This window comes from Hyphomicrobiales bacterium, from assembly GCA_039973685.1.
In the GTDB taxonomy this organism is placed as follows: domain Bacteria; phylum Pseudomonadota; class Alphaproteobacteria; order Rhizobiales; family JACESI01; genus JACESI01.
The window spans coordinates 57,883-75,599 of sequence record JBDWKL010000028.1 but is presented as its reverse complement, the minus strand read 5'-3'; the positions used below and the strand labels follow the sequence as shown (position 1 = coordinate 75,599).

Sequence of the window (17,717 nt, the reverse complement as noted above, 5' to 3'; positions counted from 1 at the left end):
GCACGCAAAAGGATAAGTGTGCTTGTCATTACTCTTCCCACGCGCAAGTATACCCTACGACTAAACGCACATAACGATTTAGGGAGATACGATGTCTTTAAGAAAAACACTTTACGCCGGCGCTTTTGTTGGTTCGATGTTCGCTTTTGGCTCTCAGGCACATGCTGCTTGCGGAGATGTTTCAATCACAGAAATGGACTGGGATTCTGCGCGCGTTGTAACCGCTGTATCTAAATTCATTTTGGAACAAGGCTATGGCTGCAAACTAACGATTGTCCCATCAGCAAGCACCCCTGCCCTTGCCTCTGTCTCTGAGACGGGTGAGCCAGATATTCTAACTGAAATTTGGACAAACGCAGCGCCTGCCTACGAACCATTGATTAAAGACAAAAAGATCGAAGAACTGACTGAAGTTCTCTCTGACGGTGGTGTTGAAGGATGGTGGATTCCAAACTATCTACTCGAAAAACACCCAGAGCTTGCAACGATTGAAGGTATTGTGAAAAACCCAGAACTTGTTGGCGGTCGTTTCCACAACTGTCCTGTTGGTTGGACATGCCAAGTCGTCAACACAAACATGGCGCTTGGTGCCAAGTTGAAAGAAAACGGCATCGAAGATTTCATCCACGGTTCGGGTGAAACACTTGCAGCTTCTATTGGTTCAGCATTCGCTGCGAAAGAACCTTGGTTCGGCTACTACTGGGCACCAACATCAATCCTTGGCAAATATCCAATGACATTGGTGAATTTGGGTGAACACAGCGCAGAAGGCCATGCCTGCAACAGTAAAGAAGAATGCGCGACGCCGTTTGTTGGCGCTTATCCAAAAAGCATCGTCACAACCGTTGTGTCCACGTCATTTGGCAAGTCACACCCCGACATCAAGGAACTTATGAGCAAAGTAAGTTTTACCAATGAGCAAATGGGTACGATTCTCGCTTGGAAAGAAGACAACAAAGCATCCGCAGATGAAGCGGCTGCCCATTACCTAACAACTTACTCAGATGTTTGGAAAAACTGGTTGAATGAAGATGCATCAAAAAAATTGGGTGCACTGTTTAATCTATAAACCACTAAACCTGACTGTTTTGACGGCAACGTGTTTCTTTGTCGCGAGGCAGTCAGGTTTGCCTCTTTCTAGGAAGAGCTAATTCGCTGAAAAAAATCAACAATCTCAACTTTTAATTACCCCTTCTCACCATCTGTCCTTGTTCGAAATGAAACCGAATCAGGTCATTTTGATCATCAAATTATTTTTTTTGAGTGCTTTTCAATATTTCGCTTTGCAACCACTAAAACCTTTGTTATATCCGCCACCACGCGCAAGCGTAAAATGGTATTCCCCGATAGCTCAGTTGGTAGAGCAAATGACTGTTAATCATTGGGTCACAGGTTCGAGTCCTGTTCGGGGAGCCAATTTTCTTAAACAATTAGAAGCTTTGTGACATCGGTTGATTTCAACTTTCTCAGCCCGACGGACACTCTCCGTTCCATCACGCCTAAAACGTCCCCCTCTTCAAAATAACATTTATCGCCGAACAGCACGGCTGCTTGCTTCAATTGTGGCAACCTAAATTGTGAGTAGTGTCAATTAACCTGCCAATACCTCAGACCTTGTTGTATGGTCGCTATCCAATAACGACAGTCGGTGCGTGAAGGTGATAGAACACTGCTCTAAAAAATCCACCGAAATGCACCTTAGTTAAACCATAAACTTATCCAAATAAGCAGCTTGCAACATCAGTCGTCTTAAAAACGGACACAAAGCTTGAATTTCAAACAACTAAACAAGCTCTATGTTCCAAACCATTCACTAATGTGCAGACCAAACGATCGCTTTTCCAGAGATTGATGAATTAATTAGCTCGTCAAGCAATCACATGAACATTTAAACGCATTAGCATTGGCAATTCGCGCAAAAAGGAACTTCCTATGGGAAAGATCATCACCACCTTGGCATCGATTGTAATTTTAGGTGCCGCCTATATCCTGACGTTTGGTGCCCCGATGTCGATCCAGAATCTTTTGGGATTAGATGTTTCTGAGGAACAGGATACGGCGAGTAAGGAAACTGGCCAAAGGACACGTGGTGCAGCCAAGACCACGGTTGTGATGGAATCTCTTGAAGCTAAACCCTACACCTTGGTATTGCGCACCATTGGTACGGCCAAATCAGCGCGCAGCGTTGATATTGTATCCAGCAAGACTGGTGAAGTTTCCAAGGTAATGTTGGCGCCCAATAGTAAGGTTCAGGCGGGAGATTTGCTCGTGCAGTTAGATGACCGCACCGAACTTTTGGCCTTAAACCTAGCGAAAGCTGAAAACGATCAGGCACAAGAGGCCTTTGCCCGCTTTCAAAAACTGAAAAACTCTGGGAACTTGGTCACAACCACAGCGGTGGAGGAATCCGAAACGGCTGCCCGTTTGGCAAAAGCTAATTTAGACACGGCAGAAACCGAACTAGAGGGCCGCAAAATATTGGCCACAATCGATGGCACACTGGGTCTCAGTGATATTCAACCGGGTGATTATCTAACCCCAGGCGTAGCGATCGTTACCATTGACGATTCCAGCGAAATCATCGCTGAATTTGAGGTTCCTGAGCGCTCGATCGCCTTGCTGAGTATTGGCAAGACGGTGCTGGTTGGGACACCTACTTATGCTGGACGGGTATTTAAAGGTGAGGTTATTGCCTTTGATACCAAGCTCGACAGCACTTCGCGCAGTGCCACTGTGCGGGCGCAAATCGATAATTCGGACGGTGCCCTGATTGCTGGAATGACTTTCGCCGTACGGATGATTGAACGAACAGACCCACTCCCTGTCGTCCCTGCAACAGCTATCACTTGGGGCCGCGGCGGTGCAAGCATCTGGGTCTCAGATGAAGGGGAAGCATCGAAACATGGCGTCGCCATACGTTACCGTTCAGGCGAACAGGTATGGGTAGAAACCGACGTAGAATTGGGATCAATGGTCATCACCGAAGGCGCCCCAAAACTACGCCCAGGATCGCGCGTTGCTGGTGCGCGGGGTGATAAATCATGAGCATTGAACGAACTTTACACAAGACTGGAATTGCCAGTCTATTCGTGGGACGTCCGATCTTTGGGATCGTGTTAAACCTGCTGGTCATTATCGCGGGTCTTGCTGCGCTAAGCAGTGTTGATGTGCGAGAAATGCCAGATGTTGATAGCCCTGTTCTATCCGTTCGCACGACTTATGATGGCGCTGTACCTGCAACGGTAGACAGCGAAGTTACCCAAGTTCTTGAAGATGCGCTGAGCGGCCTTGAGGGGTTGTCCTTTATGGAGTCGACTTCCACAAGCGGAAGCAGCAGCATCACGATTGATCTGTCCGGTGACACGGATGTCAACGTGGCTGCAAATGAAGCTCGCGAGATTGTGTCGGCCACGACGGGCGCTCTGCCGGATGACATTGACGACCCTGTCGTTTCTAAAAGCGATAGCAATTCGGACGCGATTATCCGGCTTGCCCTGCTTGGTGAAGCAAGCTTGGACACATTGACGCAGATTGCTGAAGGCATAGTCTATGAGCGTCTATCAACGATTGATGGTATCGCAGAAGTCACAGTACGTGGCGACCGGTCCAATGAGTTCCGCGTTACCTTGAATATCCCCTCTTTGCAAAGTCGGGGCCTGACTGTGTTTGACGTGAGTGAAGCACTTGCGGCGCTGCGTGATGATACGACCCTTGGATCGATAGAAAGTGACAGCCGAACACTTGCGTTAAGCGTCGCTAACTTGACGGTTGACGAGGACGTTATTGAAGCCATCCAGATCAACGATACCACGCAGATCGCAGATGTCGGTTTGGTTCAATTTCTACCAGAAGAAGCAACCGTGTTCACTCGCGTTAACGGCCAGTCTGCCGTGGGCATCGATATATCTCGCCAGTCCGTGGGAAATACGTTGGAAATTTCGCGCAACGTGACCCTCGCCGTTGAAGAACTCCAAGACCAACTGCCTGATGATGTGGATTTAATCATCGCCTCTGATGATGGTATATTTGTTGAAGGATCAATCGACGAAGTTGTGAACTCGATCTTGCTGGCCACAATGATTGTAATTGCCGTTATTTTTCTGTTCCTGCGCTCACCCCGCGCTACGATTATCCCAGCCCTCACAATTCCCGTTGCTTTAATTGGGACAATTGCCGCGATCTGGCTGACCGGCTTTTCGATCAACACGATAAGTCTATTAGCGCTGGTTCTCGCAACTGGCATGGTGGTCGACGACGCCATCGTCGTCGTTGAAAACATCGTACGAAAAAGAGCTGAAGGCATGGGCGCTTTTGCGGCGGCGGCGGCAGGCACAAACGAAGTATTTTTTGCCGTCATCTCAACAACTGCGACCCTTGCAGCTGTGTTTATCCCTATCTCGTTTCTCCCCGGCAAAGCGGGCGGCGTTTTCTCAGAGTTTGGTTATGTTCTCGCCTATGCCGTGACGTTGTCATCGATAACCGCCCTAACCCTTGCCCCCGTATTGGCGGCCTTGTTAGACCCTGGAAAATCAAGCGTTAAGGTAGATAAGCCAGAAGCAAAGCCGGGAATACTTTCACGCGGGTTTGACGCTGTCATGGATTGGTCCATCCGCTCACCCCTTTTGATTTTGGCGATTGCTGGGGCATTTGTGATTTATGCAATTGGCGTGGCTTTAACTCTGCCGTCTGCCGTAACGCCCACAGAAGATCGCGGCTCGTTTATCATTCAAGCCAGCGGCACTTCGGACACCGCAATTGATTATCTAGACAGCCAAGTTTTGAAGATTGAGAAAATTCTTGAGCCTTACCGAGACAGCGGTCAAGTTCGCGCAGTTCAAAGCATCGTCGGTGTGAGCGGCGGGTCCGTTTCAGTGATCATTGTTCGGCTCCCTGACTGGTCCGAACGCGACATTGATCAGGCCAGCTTAATGCTAGAAATTAGCCGTAAGGTTGCGGTCGTACCTGGCGTACAAGTGCGAACACGCTCTCCTAACAGTCTTAGCATTCGTGGTGGTGGTAGCGGCCTTAGTCTGGCTGTAACAGGTAACAGTCTTGAAAGCCTGACTGACGCGGCATCGACCCTTGTCGCTGCCATGTCTGAGGATAATACCTTCGTCAATCCGCAGCTATCTTCCGCACCCGTGAATGCAGAATTGCAAGTCACAGTCGATCAAGCTGCCGCTCGTGATATGGGTTTAAGCCCAACAGATGTAAGTGAGATTATTAGCGCATACGTGCAAGGCGATATCGCGGTCAGTGTGTTTGAGAATGATACCGAGATTGATGTCAACGTAGTGCCCGGTGGCCCACCAATTGATGACCCATCAGATATTTCTTCAATTTCTCTGCGGTTGGACAATGGTTCCTTTGTGCCACTGTCTTCCATTGCAACAATGGAAACGATTGTAACAGACACCCGCGTTGCCCGTCTTGGTGGCGCGCTATCTGTAGCATTGCAGGCCAATCTAGGAGACGGCGTGACCATGTCGACCGCGGTGGAAAAAGCACGCGTACTTGGCGACAAGGTCTTGCCAGACGGCATCGGCATCATCTTCACCGGCGATGCGGCTGCATTGGATGACAGCACGCAAGCCATATTGATAGTCTTTGGCACTGCGCTCTTGATCGTATTGCTCGTACTTGCGGCTCAGTTCGAGAGCTTTTCCAGTGCCATCGTTATTATGATGACAGTCCCTTTTGGATTGGCAGCCGCCTTGCTCGCTATATCGCTCAGTGGCGGATCGCTAAATTATTACAGCCAGATTGGTTTGGTCATGCTGATCGGTGTTATGGCCAAGAATGGTATTTTGATCGTGGAATTTGCCAACCAAATGCGCGAAGCAGGCGATGATATAGATACAGCTATACGCAAAGCCATGCGCTTGCGCATCCGGCCAGTTATGATGACAATGGTTTCAACTGTTTTGGGGGGCTTACCCCTAGTCTTAACTTCTGGAGCTGGAGCCGAAGCGCGGCAGGAAGTTGGCTGGGTCATTGTTGGAGGCTTGGGCTTTGCGACAATTTTCACTCTGTTTTTGACGCCAATCTTTTATCGCTGGGTGACAGCGTGGGGCGCGACACCAGGGGCTTCATCAAAACGCCTTGATGAAGAACTCGCAGCTATATCATAACAGTTCCACCGACGACTTAAGTGCAATCTGTTGAGCGATGCATAGCACCGCTGAGCGGGTTGCATTCTAGGTGGGACTGTTCGTGCAAAGAGGTTTTGCTCAAGAAGGTTGCCATGTTGCGCTGGCTTGAATGAAAAACCAGCCGCTGGCTTTTGTTGGCGTTACAGAAGACGCCAGCGTTAAAGCCACGCCATTGCCCACGCCACGCCATTGCCAATGCAAAACATACCATTCAGGAAAAGACCGGCATTCTCCGCTGGCTAATTACATACTTGATGTTATGCTAAATTGACCTTCGGGGGTTGTCGCGTCTTTGCCATCCTAACCGCACTGCCCGAGTGATAGCGGTTATTTTATAGAATTATTAGAAACCAATCTTATGCTCATTTTAAGCCGATTGTTCCGAGTTGGAATTACAGGGTTTGCGCTCCTCGTTCTCTCCCGCATTGTACCAATATCCATCGAAGAATTCATGACAGGAAATGCTTGTCCTAAGATATTGGGCTTTCCCGCCTGTTATCTGGTCTCTGTGTGCTACGCTTTGATGGCCATAGCGGCCATTTTTTGGAATAAACGGTTCACCCACCTTTTCTTTATTGGCGTCACTCCCGTGATACTCCTTGCCTTGACGGGCACCTCTTTAGAGCTTTTGGGACACCCAACATGCCCACGTTCAGAAACAGGTTGGCCGCTTTGTTATTCATCGTTGATGGCTGGCTTGATGATGTTGGCAGCTTTTCTCATCGTTTTGTGGTTTGAGAAGAAAAACCAACAAAAAATGAGTTAATCACTAGGGTTTTGTAAAAACCTCGTGACTTGAGTACCCATTTATTTTGCCCTATAGCTTCGTGCCGACGCAGAAAAAAATGCGCGTGAAGCAGTAAAAACAAAGGTTATTATCAATGAAAAAGAATATTTTGAGAGTCCTCCTATTACTGGGGGTCGCCCTTCCTTTGATGGTTGTTGGTATGTCTTATATGAAGGCCTATACCAACCCTTATGGGAAAGAGGATCTAACAGGCAAGGTAGATGTCCCTGTTTTTCAAGAAGTTGATTTTCCTGTTTCACACAAGTTCACCAAAGAGTTTTCACTTCCCTTCATTGGGTCGTCTATCATCGATGTCGATGGTGACAATATTCCAGAAGTGTTCATTGCTGGTGGCCACAATCAGGCTGATAGCCTCCTAAAATTTGAGGGATCTGGGTTTGTTGATACGACAAGTGAACTCGGCAAAGGCCTCACAAAACCAGATAATGACACGACCTATGGCGCATCTGTAATTGATGTAGACAATGATGGTCGCTCAGACATCTTTATCGCACGAGCGAGCGGTGTATGGCTCTATTTGAACAAGCCAGGTGGCTTCGAAGGCAAGAACCTAAACATCAAGTTCAACGAGCGCTCAGTACCACTTTCTGTTGCACTGACCGATCTAAACCATGATGGCTTCGTCGACATGTATGTTGCGACCTATCTAAAGCCTGAATTGGTTGAAGGTTTGAATATCTTCAACAAAGAAGGCTACGGCTCAAACAGCATCATGCTTATGAACAATGGCGACAACACGTTTAAAGATATTACCGTTGAAGCGGGTCTTGAATATTTGCACAACACTTTCCTTGGCGTGTTTTCTGATGTTGACAAGGATGGCGACCAAGATCTCATCGTTGCACACGATACCGGAAAAGTTTTGACATGGCGCAATGAAGGCAATTTGAAGTTCACGTCTGCAAAAAACCCAACTAGCGACCAGTTTGGTTACCCAATGGGTATTGCTGTTGGCGATTATAACAACGATTCAAATATCGACTTTTTCTTCTCGAATGTTTCTTCAACACCTCCAGGCTTCATCGTTAAAGGTGATCTGCGGGATGATCAAAAATTCCATAAACCGCTTTTGCTTTTCAAGAATAACGGTGGATTCAATTTTACCGACGCTGCTGAGGAAACAAACACAGCCAATTATGAATTTTCATGGGGAACAGTTTTTGACGACCTAAACAATGATGGCCGCGAAGATCTGTTGATTTCTCAAAACTTCATTTCGCTTCCACTGCAAAAGCTTTTCCGTTTGCCTGGCCGTGTATTGCTGCAAAAAGATGACGGTACATTTGCCACGGCAGAAGCTGATATGGGTCTTGTAAACCGTACGTGGGAGATTACTTCGCTTATCGCTGACTTCAACAATGACGGCTATCGCGATATCGTTAAAATCAACCTCAACGACAAACAACGCGCATTCATCAGCGGTGGCGGAAACGCAAACTTTGTGAAAGTGCGATTGCCAGATACGGTGAAATCACTCAGCGCAGTTGTGCAACTTGAACGCGGTGACGGTGTTGTCCTCACTCAACAATTCACAACAGGGGAAGGCCTGCTTGGCGATCAATCTCATGACTTTATTTTTGGCATGGGCGACGTAAAACAAGTGAAAAGCCTAACTGTTAGCTATGCCAATGGTGAGAAGGTTTCTCTTCCTGCACCAGAGGTGAACACCACTGTGATAGTTGAGTAAAACCTATGCAAAGTGACGCATCAAAACATAGTAACGCTCTCTTTTGGACAGGGATTATCGCGACCATTGGCGCGCTGATTGTTGGCATTGGCGAGTTCACCTTTCAATATTCTCCACGTGGGGGATATGAAGACAGCGGTTATCTCTTCTTCTTGGGAGTTAGCGAATGGAGACTGACCTTTGGTCATTTTCTTGGTGTGCTGGTAGCACCTGTTTACTTCATCGGGTACTGGCACATTAGCCAGATGTTGAAGCCAGCAGGCAGCAAGCTGTCATTGGCCGTTCTTGGGCTTGGTATCTACGCTTTTGCTATCGGCAATGTTTGGCTAGGTGGACGAGTTAATTTGGCCCTTGTCGTGCAAGCAAAGGAGAAGCTGAGCGGCGATCAAGCTCAAATTCTATCTACATTGCTCGAGGGCATCAGCGCGCACAACGAACCATTGATCAATGTGGTTCGGGTGCTTGTTCTGGTGATATCCTTGCTTATGGCATGGGGCATTTTTTCTGGAAAATCCCATTATCCAAAGTGGATACTTGCGGTTCTTCCAATCGTCTTGCTGGTCCTCATATTTGCAAGCTATTCTTTGCTTCCAAGCATCGGCATGTATCTTCTGCCTGCCGCAATGAATATCGCGCATTTCATCTTCTTTGCAGCGTCAACTGTTGTCGCATCCAAAATGCGGGCTGCAAGGTAATAAATGTCTAAAAACCGATGGCTATTATGCACGTTCATATGATCGCTAGATGGTTTTTGTAGATACGACATTACTCCTGAGACATCTCCATCAAGCTCCCAAATTTGGGACGTTGGAGATGTCGATGGAAAGCGCGTAACGAGCGTTGGCGAGGTTTAGCAAAACCCGCATTAATTACAGAGAATTTCCTAGAACTAGGTCACTCCAAAATTTGCTATCCACTTCCCCGCTTTTGCATCATTAAACCGCCATCACCTGCCGATCAATCATGAGTTGGGACGTCACACCCCTACCCTAATGATTGTGCCTTGGTTTGTGTTTAGCAGCTATATCCCGATATTGAGGCGCATCTTTTAAGACCATGCCTTCTGACAATGCCCCCACAAGCTCACCTGAATATTGTTGCCATGGTGTTTGGCTTTCAGGAATTGGATAGCCTCCCTTGGCTGCAAGCTGCTCGGCGCGGGTTTGAAGTTCTTCATCGCTAATCAGTACATTCACAGCGCTTGTGTTTAAATCAATCCGCACCCGATCACCTGTTTGTAAAAGTGCCAGTCCTCCTCCTGCCGCAGCTTCTGGAGAAGCGTTCAAAATTGAGGGTGAAGCAGATGTACCAGATTGGCGACCATCGCCGATACAAGGCAAGGCCGTAATGCCTTGTTTTAATAGATAGCTAGGGGGTCGCATGTTCACCACTTCAGCAGCACCTGGATACCCTTTGGGACCTACGCCCCGCATAATCAATATGCAGTTTTCATCAATATTAAGGTCAGGGTTATCTATGGTCTCATGGAAACTTTCAGGACCATCAAAAACAATTGCCTTACCTTCAAAGGCATTTCGGTCCTGCGGGTTCTCAAGGTATCGCCTGCGGAATTCATCAGATATGACGCTCGTTTTCATGATCGCGCTATCAAACAGATTGCCTTTGAGGCTGAGAAAACCAGCAGCTTTAAGAATAGGGTCATCGACGCTCGAGATAACATCATAATTGAGCGAGCGTTCATTGGCGTTATTATCCCCGATACTCGCCCCATTGACCGTTTTCGCGTCAGGATGCGGCAAGAGGTCTGCTTTGATTAATTCACCAACGACAGCCGGAACGCCCCCTGCCCGATAGAAATCTTCACCTAGGTATTTGCCCGCTGGTTGCATGTTCGTAATCAGTGGGACGTCATAACCGACCTGCTGCCAATTTTCGGTACTGAGTTCTAAGCCAAGGTGGCGCGCTATTGCATTCAGATGGATCGGTGCATTGGTTGAGCCGCCTAAAGCGGAGTTCACGACGATTGCATTTTCAAAGGATTGTGATGTCATAATGTCAGACGGTTTGAGGTCTTCCCAAATCATGTCCACGATACGCTGACCCGTTGCATAGGCCATTTGACCACGCTCACGATACGGCGCCGGAATGGCGGCAGAACCAGGTAATTGCATACCAAGAACCTCAGCCAATGAGTTCATCGTGGAAGCTGTACCCATGGTATTACAATAACCAACCGAGGGCGCGGAACGACAAACGATGTCCATGAAACCTTCGTCGTCAATCTCTCCTTTGGCCTTCATATTGCGAGCATGCCAAATCGCACTTCCAGAACCAGCACGTTCGCCATTAAACCAGCCGTTGAGCATAGGGCCGACAGAAAAAGCGATAGCAGGAATATTGACTGTTGCAGCAGCCATCAACAAAGCGGGTGTCGTTTTATCGCACCCAATGTTCAGGACTACGCCGTCAATTGGATATCCAAACAGCGCTTCCACCAAGCCGAGATAAGCAAGATTGCGATCTAACATAGCCGTTGGTCGCTTGCCTGTTTCTTGAATCGGATGCACGGGGATTTCCATAACTGTACCACCGGCACTTATGATTCCGTCGCGTATGCGCTTGGTCAATTCGATGTGGTGGCGATTACAGGGGCTAAGATCACTCCCCGTTTGTGCAATGCCTATGATTGGTTTTCCAGATTGCAGCTCTTCTCGTGTCAGGCCGTAATTTAGATAGCGTTCCAAATAGAGCGCCGTCATTTCTGCGTCACTAGGGTCGTTGAACCATGCGCGTGAGCGTAAGTCTTTTGGGCTTTTACGAAATGACATCATTTTTCTCGTTGGCAATAGAAGAAGTGTTGGCCTGCAACCCTTAAATTCCTCGTCTTTTTGCCAAGGAAAGTCAATTTAGCGAAGCCAAATCTATAGGGGGAACCGTGGAGGTTCCCCCTATCTAACAACTTCAAAAAAGCATCAACCCAAAGTCCAACGAGTGTGGGTTACTCCGCTGCTTCCATATAGTCTTCCATTGGTGGGCAGGCGCAAACCAAATTGCGGTCACCATAGACATTATCAATCCGCGCAACTGGCGGCCAATATTTGTCTGCCTGAACATAGGACAACGGGAAGAACGCTTGCTGCTTGGAATAAGGTCTGTCCCAATCTCCCATCAGCAATTCCTGCGTATGTGGTGCGTTGGTAAGCACGCTATTGTCGGCACTCACTTTCCCTTCTCTGATTTCATTAATTTCTTGAGAAATTGAAATCATCGCTTCACAGAATTGATCAATTTCCTGCTTGCTCTCAGATTCTGTTGGTTCAACCATCATGGTTTCAACAACTGGAAAAGACATTGTCGGTGCATGGTAGCCATAATCGACAAGCCGCTTTGCAACATCTTCAACCGTGATGCCGAGGGTTTCTTTCAAGGAGCGCATATCAAGAATGCATTCATGCGCCACATAACCACCCGGCCCTGAATAAAGCACCGGAAAATAATCACGCAGTCGGGCTGCAATATAATTGGCATTGAGAATTGCAATCTGCGTTGCCTTCTTCAAACCATCGCTTCCCATCATTGCAATGTAAGACCATGAGATCGGTAGAATGGACGCTGACCCCCAAGGCGCTGCCGATACTTGCCCGATCGTCTGATGGCCTGCTGCAGCGGGATTAACACCTGACACGACCCGATGATCCGGCAAGAACTTGGCAAGGTGAGCGCCAACACCAATTGGGCCGACACCCGGCCCGCCGCCGCCATGGGGAATGCAGAACGTTTTGTGCAAGTTCATGTGGCAAACATCAGCGCCAATTTTCCCTGGTTGAACAATACCAACCAGTGCGTTGAGGTTCGCGCCATCAAGATAGACCTGCCCGCCGTTCGCATGGATGATGTCGCAAATCTCACGAACAGCAGCTTCAAATACACCGTGTGTCGATGGGTATGTGATCATCAGTGCTGCAAGGTTATCTTTGTGCTCGACCGCTTTTGCTTTGAGGTCTTCAACATCGACGTTGCCGTCGTCATCACATCGTACAGCCACGACTTTCATTCCGGCCATAACAGCAGACGCAGGGTTTGTGCCGTGCGCTGACGTTGGTATCAGGCAGATGTCGCGGTTTTGATCGCCATTTGCCAAGTGCCAAGCCCGAATAGCAAGCAGGCCTGAATACTCTCCCTGACTACCGGCATTGGGCTGCAGAGAAATCGCATCAAAGCCTGTGATCTCACACAGCATTTCTTCCGTTTCTTCAAACAGTAGCTGATAGCCTTGCGCTTGTTCTAACGGTGCAAAAGGATGGATGTGAGAAAACTCAGGCCATGTGATCGGGATCATCTCGGTGGTGCTGTTCAATTTCATGGTGCACGAACCAAGCGGGATCATCGAACGGTCTAGGGCAATATCTTTTTCTTGCAACTTACGCAGATAGCGAAGCAGCTCGGTCTCGCTGTGATAAAGCTGAAACACGGGATGAGCCATAAATTCAGAGGTGCGCAGCAAGCTATCAGGAATGCACTCGACCACTTCGTCATCCACTTGATCAAGGGTGCGCCCGTTCATCGCCTTGCTGTTGAAGCAAGATAACAAGCTCTCAACTTCAGAGCGTCTGGTTGTCTCATCAGTCGAGATGCCCAAGTGGTCGCCATCAATGAGGCGCAGATTGATTTTCTTCTCCCGTGCCTTTGCAATAATTGCGTGAGCGCGACCCGGCACATGCACGGTAATCGTATCAAAGAAACAATCATTGATCACATCATAGCCAAGACGTTTAATCTCATGCGCGCAGATTTCTGCATAGCGATGCGCTCTGCCAGCAATTTGGCGAAGACCATCTGGACCATGATAAACGGCAAACATGCCTGCTATGACGGCAAGTAAGACTTGTGCGGTACAAATGTTACTTGTCGCTTTATCGCGCCGTATGTGCTGCTCACGGGTTTGTAGTGCCATTCTATAGGCAGAGTTACCATTGGCATCGACTGAAACGCCGATGATGCGTCCTGGGATTGATCGCTTGTATTGGTCCCGTGTCGCAAAAAATGCGGCATGTGGTCCGCCATATCCCATCGGGACACCGAAACGCTGGGATGAACCAACGGCTATATCAGCCCCAAGCTCGCCTGGAGACTTGAGGAGTGCGAGGGCTAATAGATCCGTTGCAAAGATCGAGATTGCCCCTGCGCCCTTCAAAGCGTCTGTAAGGGCTGAATAATCACTCACCTGACCGCTAGAGGCTGGATAAGAGAAAACAGCACAGAATACGTCGTCTGCGTTCAAGTCCTTCTCAGGCGCGCCAATAATCACGTTAAGGCCTAGCGCTTCCGCACGGGTTTGAACAACCGCGATTGTTTGCGGGTGCGTATCCGCGTCTAAAAAGACACTCTCTTTCGAACTCTTAGAAATACGCCTTGCCATGGAGATTGCTTCTGCAACCGCTGTGCCCTCATCAAGCAAAGAGGCGTTGGCAAGATCAAGGCCTGTTAGGTCGCTTACCATTTGCTGAAAATTCATCAGTGCTTCAAGGCGCCCCTGACTGACTTCTGCTTGATAAGGCGTATAGGCCGTGTACCAACCCGGACTTTCAAGCAATCGGCGCAACACTACCTTGGGCGTGATGCAACCATAATAGCCCATGCCAATCATCGACGTGAACAGTTGGTTCTTACTGGCAGTACGGCGCAAATCTGAAAGTGTGTTCCGTTCGCTTCTTGCTTCAGGAAGTTCAAGCGAGCCTTCCATCCTAATGTCTGCGGGGATGACTTTTTCAATCAAATCATCCAGTGAGCTTGCGCCCACTACCTTCAACATGGATGCTACATCATCATCTCGCGGGCCAATGTGACGAGGAATAAAATTGGCACCTGATTGCAGGTCCATTAAGCGTTCGCGCCGTGAAGTCATGTGGATCTCCAAATTTTAGCCAATAAGTTTTGAATAAGCGTCTTTATCAAGCATGCCGTCTAATTCACTTGCGTCTGACAACTTGATTTTGACCATCCAGCCAGAACCCTCAGGATCCTCATTGACCTTTATTGGTTCGCCATCAAGCGCTGTGTTCGTTTCAACAACTTCACCAGAAACGGGTGCGTAAACATCGCTTGCAGCTTTTACAGATTCAACCACAGCAGCATCGCCGCCTTTTGCCAGTTGAGCGCCCACTTGCGGCAATTCAACGAACACCAGTTCGCCCAATTGTTCTTGTGCGTGATCTGTAATGCCGAATGTAGCGACATCACCCTCAACAGTTATCCATTCATGGTCTTCGGTATATTTAGTCGTCATGAGGTACCTCCCTAGGCATGTTTCTAGCGTTTGAAATTATTAGGAACGAAAGGAAGAGCCACCACTGTTGCAGGCAGTGCTTTTCCTCGAACGATGAGATTGAGTTTTGTGCCGATTGCGGCATGGTCTGTTGGAACATAACCCATGGCAATTGGGGCTGTGATGCTCGGGCCAAAGCCGCCGGATGTTATGGTGCCGATTGCATTGCCTGATGTGTCTTGTATCTCGACACCGTCGCGCGCAGGCGCTCTGCCGTCCGGCTTGATGCCAACACGTTTGCGGCTGGCACCCTTTACAATTTCTAACTGAATTCTATCGGCACCTGGAAATCCACCTTCCGCGCGGCGTCGTTTTGAGATCGACCAGATCAAGCCTGCCTCGATTGGGCTGGTCGTGTCATCAATGTCATTTCCATAAAGGCAAAGGCCACCTTCTAGGCGGAGGGAATCTCTAGCGCCCAGACCGCAAGCCAAGACATCATCATTGGCGAGTAATTTTTGAGCAAGTGAAACCGCCTCATCATCGCGAACGGAAATTTCAAAGCCATCCTCGCCCGTATACCCTGATCTTGAAACCCAGCACTCAATGCCATCAATGCTGATAATTTCAGAAGACATGAACGCCATATCCTCTATGCCGTCGGCAAGATCGCTCAAAACACGTTCAGCCGCTGGGCCTTGAAGAGCGATCAATGAGCGGTCTTCTATACGTTCAATTTCGACGGCATCACCAAGGCCAGCAACCATCAGCTCGTGATCGTCATCTTTACGCGAAGCATTCACCACCAAATAGAGAGTTCCATCATCCTTTGTGCGGGTGACCATCAGGTCATCCAGAATACCGCCTTCTTGATTGGTGAATTGAGTGTATCGTGTGCGGCCAATATCAAGGGCTGCAATGTCGCCGGGAACAAGCTTTTCAAGCTCAGCACTCACATGAGCATGGCTTTCACCCTTTAGCAAAACTTGCCCCATGTGGGACACATCAAACAACCCTGCTTTTGAGCGGGTGTGATTGTGCTCCGTTACGATACCAGCCGGATATTGAACAGGCATCGAATAGCCAGCAAAGCCGACCATTTTGCCGCCCAATTCAACATGCAAATCATGCAAAGAGGTTTGTTGAAGGTTTTCAGAGGTCTCAGACATTTTATTCTCCGGTTTGACACAATTGAGCACATGCTGAAATTCAGCATGTCCCCTCTGTCAAAAACCTGAGAGAATTCACATATCAGCTCAATCAAATAAGCGAGCGATATGCTTGCCCCCGTCGGTGAACGATTTATCGTTGCTCTCCAGAGTCGTCTTTCTAACGACTGTCAGCCGTAGAAAATTTACAAGCGGTCCGTGATACCTGAGAGATTCCGGGATAGTTGCTCCTTCGGTGCCAGACGAACAAACGCCTGAACTCTCCCGCATGTAAACTGAAGTAAAATGTGTCGGAGATTGAAATTCTTGTCAACTTCTGTCTCATCGACCCCACAGTTTACATGTGGAAGCCGATTCATCTCGTCAAATTTTACAGTCTTTTCTTAGTTACTTTGCTCAAACCGATTTTTACGTGCTTCGGCGGCTTTGCGTTGTAATTTTTGCTCAAGGGTATCAGGTTGAGCAGCAAGGAACTTAGATGGATCAGCCGATGGCCCATCATAAGCAGCCGTGAAACCTGTGAGCGTAACAGGGAAACCAGCAGGCTTACGGTCTTTACCAATCCCAATAATTTGCAATTGCTTACCGCGCTTCATGGCAGTAATTAGTTTTCCATCAAAACGAGCTTCAGCAATACATGCACGCGGCGTACAGATTTCGTATTTGGCTGTTCCCAAATTTTGTTTATCAATTTGAATGCGCAAACCAGATTGAATCAACAACCCCGGCGGAACAATAACTGTAAACAACTTCGCTGGGGCACCCTTTTGCTCCACAATACGAGCCTGCGCGATTGGCGCATTTTTCTCATTGAGAATTTGAATGTTCACAGCGCAGGTCTCTTTATTCGTCTGCTTGTTTATCTCACAAACTTTAAACCAACCCTTTGGTTGCGCCGCTGCGCCGTTTTGCGCATTTGCACCCGCATCCTGCGCATTAACAGCACCAGCACTTACTCCAAGCCCAACTAACGAGCCAGTTAGCAGTTTGGACACACGTAGCAAATTAAACATCAAAACCTCTATTTCTTCTCAATTTGTTTCGACAGCTAATTTCTAGTCGAATTGATGATGATAAATTATGTCAAACGCGGGCATCCGCCCACGCGAGCATTACGTATTTCCAATACAATACTCCCGATGACAAGCCAAGCAGAAGTCATTCACTTGCGTTTGATGTCGAATTTTAATGCATCAAACTTCATCACATGCGGCAACACATCACCAATAATAAGAAACATCAGCTCATTCCCACGCGTGATTAAACCATAACGAAAATTCGCGTTTAGTTCATTTGAAGGTGAAAGCCGCAATACACACTTCTGGTTTGTAGACGAAGAAAACGAAAACATTTGAAAAGGAAATTAAAATGAAAACTGTTCTTATCGCAACCGCTGCAGCCGCTGTCGTTCTTTCTGCTGGTGCTGCCCTTGCTGAATCACCTTTAGGCAACACACAATTTCACCCTACTGGCTTTGACAACAATGTAAGCTCAACTTTTGACGGAAATCGCGGCGTTAATGCAACAAGCCACAATCAGTTCAGCCTGAACAGCTTCAAAAGCAATATCACTTCGAATTTTGATGGTGGAAACCGCACAAGCAATTCTGCTGCAAAAGAATTCGCTCCTTGGGTTGGCTCAAAGTAAGAACCAAACACAAGACTAATAATATAAT

Annotated in this window: 12 protein-coding genes, 1 tRNA gene and 2 riboswitches; of the genes, 8 read left to right on the top strand and 5 right to left on the bottom strand. The window is 48.0% G+C overall.

The window, feature by feature from the left end; all coding sequences use genetic code 11:
- Nucleotides 1-91: 91 nt before the first annotated feature.
- The 7 genes from ABJO30_08350 to ABJO30_08320 all read left to right on the top strand — a co-directional run bounded on the left by ABJO30_08350 (nt 92) and on the right by ABJO30_08320 (nt 9,342).
- Nucleotides 92-1,069: an ABC transporter substrate-binding protein gene (locus tag ABJO30_08350; protein MEP3232821.1), complete on the top strand. Its 978-nt coding sequence runs from the start codon at nt 92-94 to the stop codon at nt 1,067-1,069.
- A 271-nt stretch (nt 1,070-1,340) separates the two neighbouring features.
- A tRNA-Asn gene (locus ABJO30_08345) sits at nt 1,341-1,416 on the top strand.
- Between the two features lie 516 nt (nt 1,417-1,932).
- Nucleotides 1,933-3,045, top strand: coding sequence for an efflux RND transporter periplasmic adaptor subunit (locus ABJO30_08340; GenBank protein ID MEP3232820.1), 1,113 nt, complete (start codon nt 1,933-1,935; stop codon nt 3,043-3,045).
- Entirely contained in the window at nt 3,042-6,131 is a 3,090-nt protein-coding gene (locus tag ABJO30_08335) for an efflux RND transporter permease subunit (GenBank protein ID MEP3232819.1), read from the top strand. The genes ABJO30_08340 and ABJO30_08335 overlap by 4 nt, the downstream gene beginning before the upstream one ends.
- A 379-nt stretch (nt 6,132-6,510) precedes the next feature.
- Complete coding sequence (locus tag ABJO30_08330; protein MEP3232818.1) at nt 6,511-6,918, top strand: hypothetical protein; 408 nt, start codon at nt 6,511-6,513, stop codon at nt 6,916-6,918.
- Nucleotides 6,919-7,033: 115 nt separating this feature from the next.
- Nucleotides 7,034-8,647: a VCBS repeat-containing protein gene (locus ABJO30_08325; protein ID MEP3232817.1), complete on the top strand. Its 1,614-nt coding sequence runs from the start codon at nt 7,034-7,036 to the stop codon at nt 8,645-8,647.
- A 5-nt stretch (nt 8,648-8,652) separates the two neighbouring features.
- Complete coding sequence (locus ABJO30_08320; protein ID MEP3232816.1) at nt 8,653-9,342, top strand: DUF6796 family protein; 690 nt, start codon at nt 8,653-8,655, stop codon at nt 9,340-9,342.
- 294 nt (nt 9,343-9,636) lie between these two features.
- Here ABJO30_08320 and ABJO30_08315 read toward each other — a convergent pair whose 3' ends face one another.
- From ABJO30_08315 to ABJO30_08295, 5 genes are all read right to left on the bottom strand, one after another.
- Complete coding sequence (locus tag ABJO30_08315; GenBank protein ID MEP3232815.1) at nt 9,637-11,436, bottom strand: IlvD/Edd family dehydratase; 1,800 nt, start codon at nt 11,434-11,436, stop codon at nt 9,637-9,639.
- A 170-nt stretch (nt 11,437-11,606) separates the two neighbouring features.
- Complete coding sequence (gene gcvP, locus ABJO30_08310; protein ID MEP3232814.1) at nt 11,607-14,513, bottom strand: aminomethyl-transferring glycine dehydrogenase; 2,907 nt, start codon at nt 14,511-14,513, stop codon at nt 11,607-11,609.
- 15 nt (nt 14,514-14,528) lie between these two features.
- The gene (gcvH, locus tag ABJO30_08305; GenBank protein MEP3232813.1) at nt 14,529-14,894 is read right to left on the bottom strand and encodes a glycine cleavage system protein GcvH; all 366 of its coding nucleotides are present in this window, start codon (nt 14,892-14,894) and stop codon (nt 14,529-14,531) included.
- A 23-nt stretch (nt 14,895-14,917) separates the two neighbouring features.
- Nucleotides 14,918-16,042, bottom strand: coding sequence for a glycine cleavage system aminomethyltransferase GcvT (gene gcvT / locus ABJO30_08300; protein ID MEP3232812.1), 1,125 nt, complete (start codon nt 16,040-16,042; stop codon nt 14,918-14,920).
- A gap of 44 nt (nt 16,043-16,086) precedes the next feature.
- A riboswitch (glycine riboswitch) is annotated at nt 16,087-16,202 on the bottom strand.
- Between the two features lie 22 nt (nt 16,203-16,224).
- A riboswitch (glycine riboswitch) is annotated at nt 16,225-16,319 on the bottom strand.
- Between the two features lie 106 nt (nt 16,320-16,425).
- Nucleotides 16,426-17,055: an invasion associated locus B family protein gene (locus tag ABJO30_08295; GenBank protein MEP3232811.1), complete on the bottom strand. Its 630-nt coding sequence runs from the start codon at nt 17,053-17,055 to the stop codon at nt 16,426-16,428.
- A 355-nt stretch (nt 17,056-17,410) separates the two neighbouring features.
- On the opposite strand from ABJO30_08295, the gene ABJO30_08290 reads away from it, so the two are divergent.
- On the top strand, nt 17,411-17,689 hold the full coding sequence (locus tag ABJO30_08290; GenBank protein MEP3232810.1) for a hypothetical protein: 279 nt from the start codon (nt 17,411-17,413) through the stop codon (nt 17,687-17,689).
- Nucleotides 17,690-17,717: the final 28 nt, after the last annotated feature.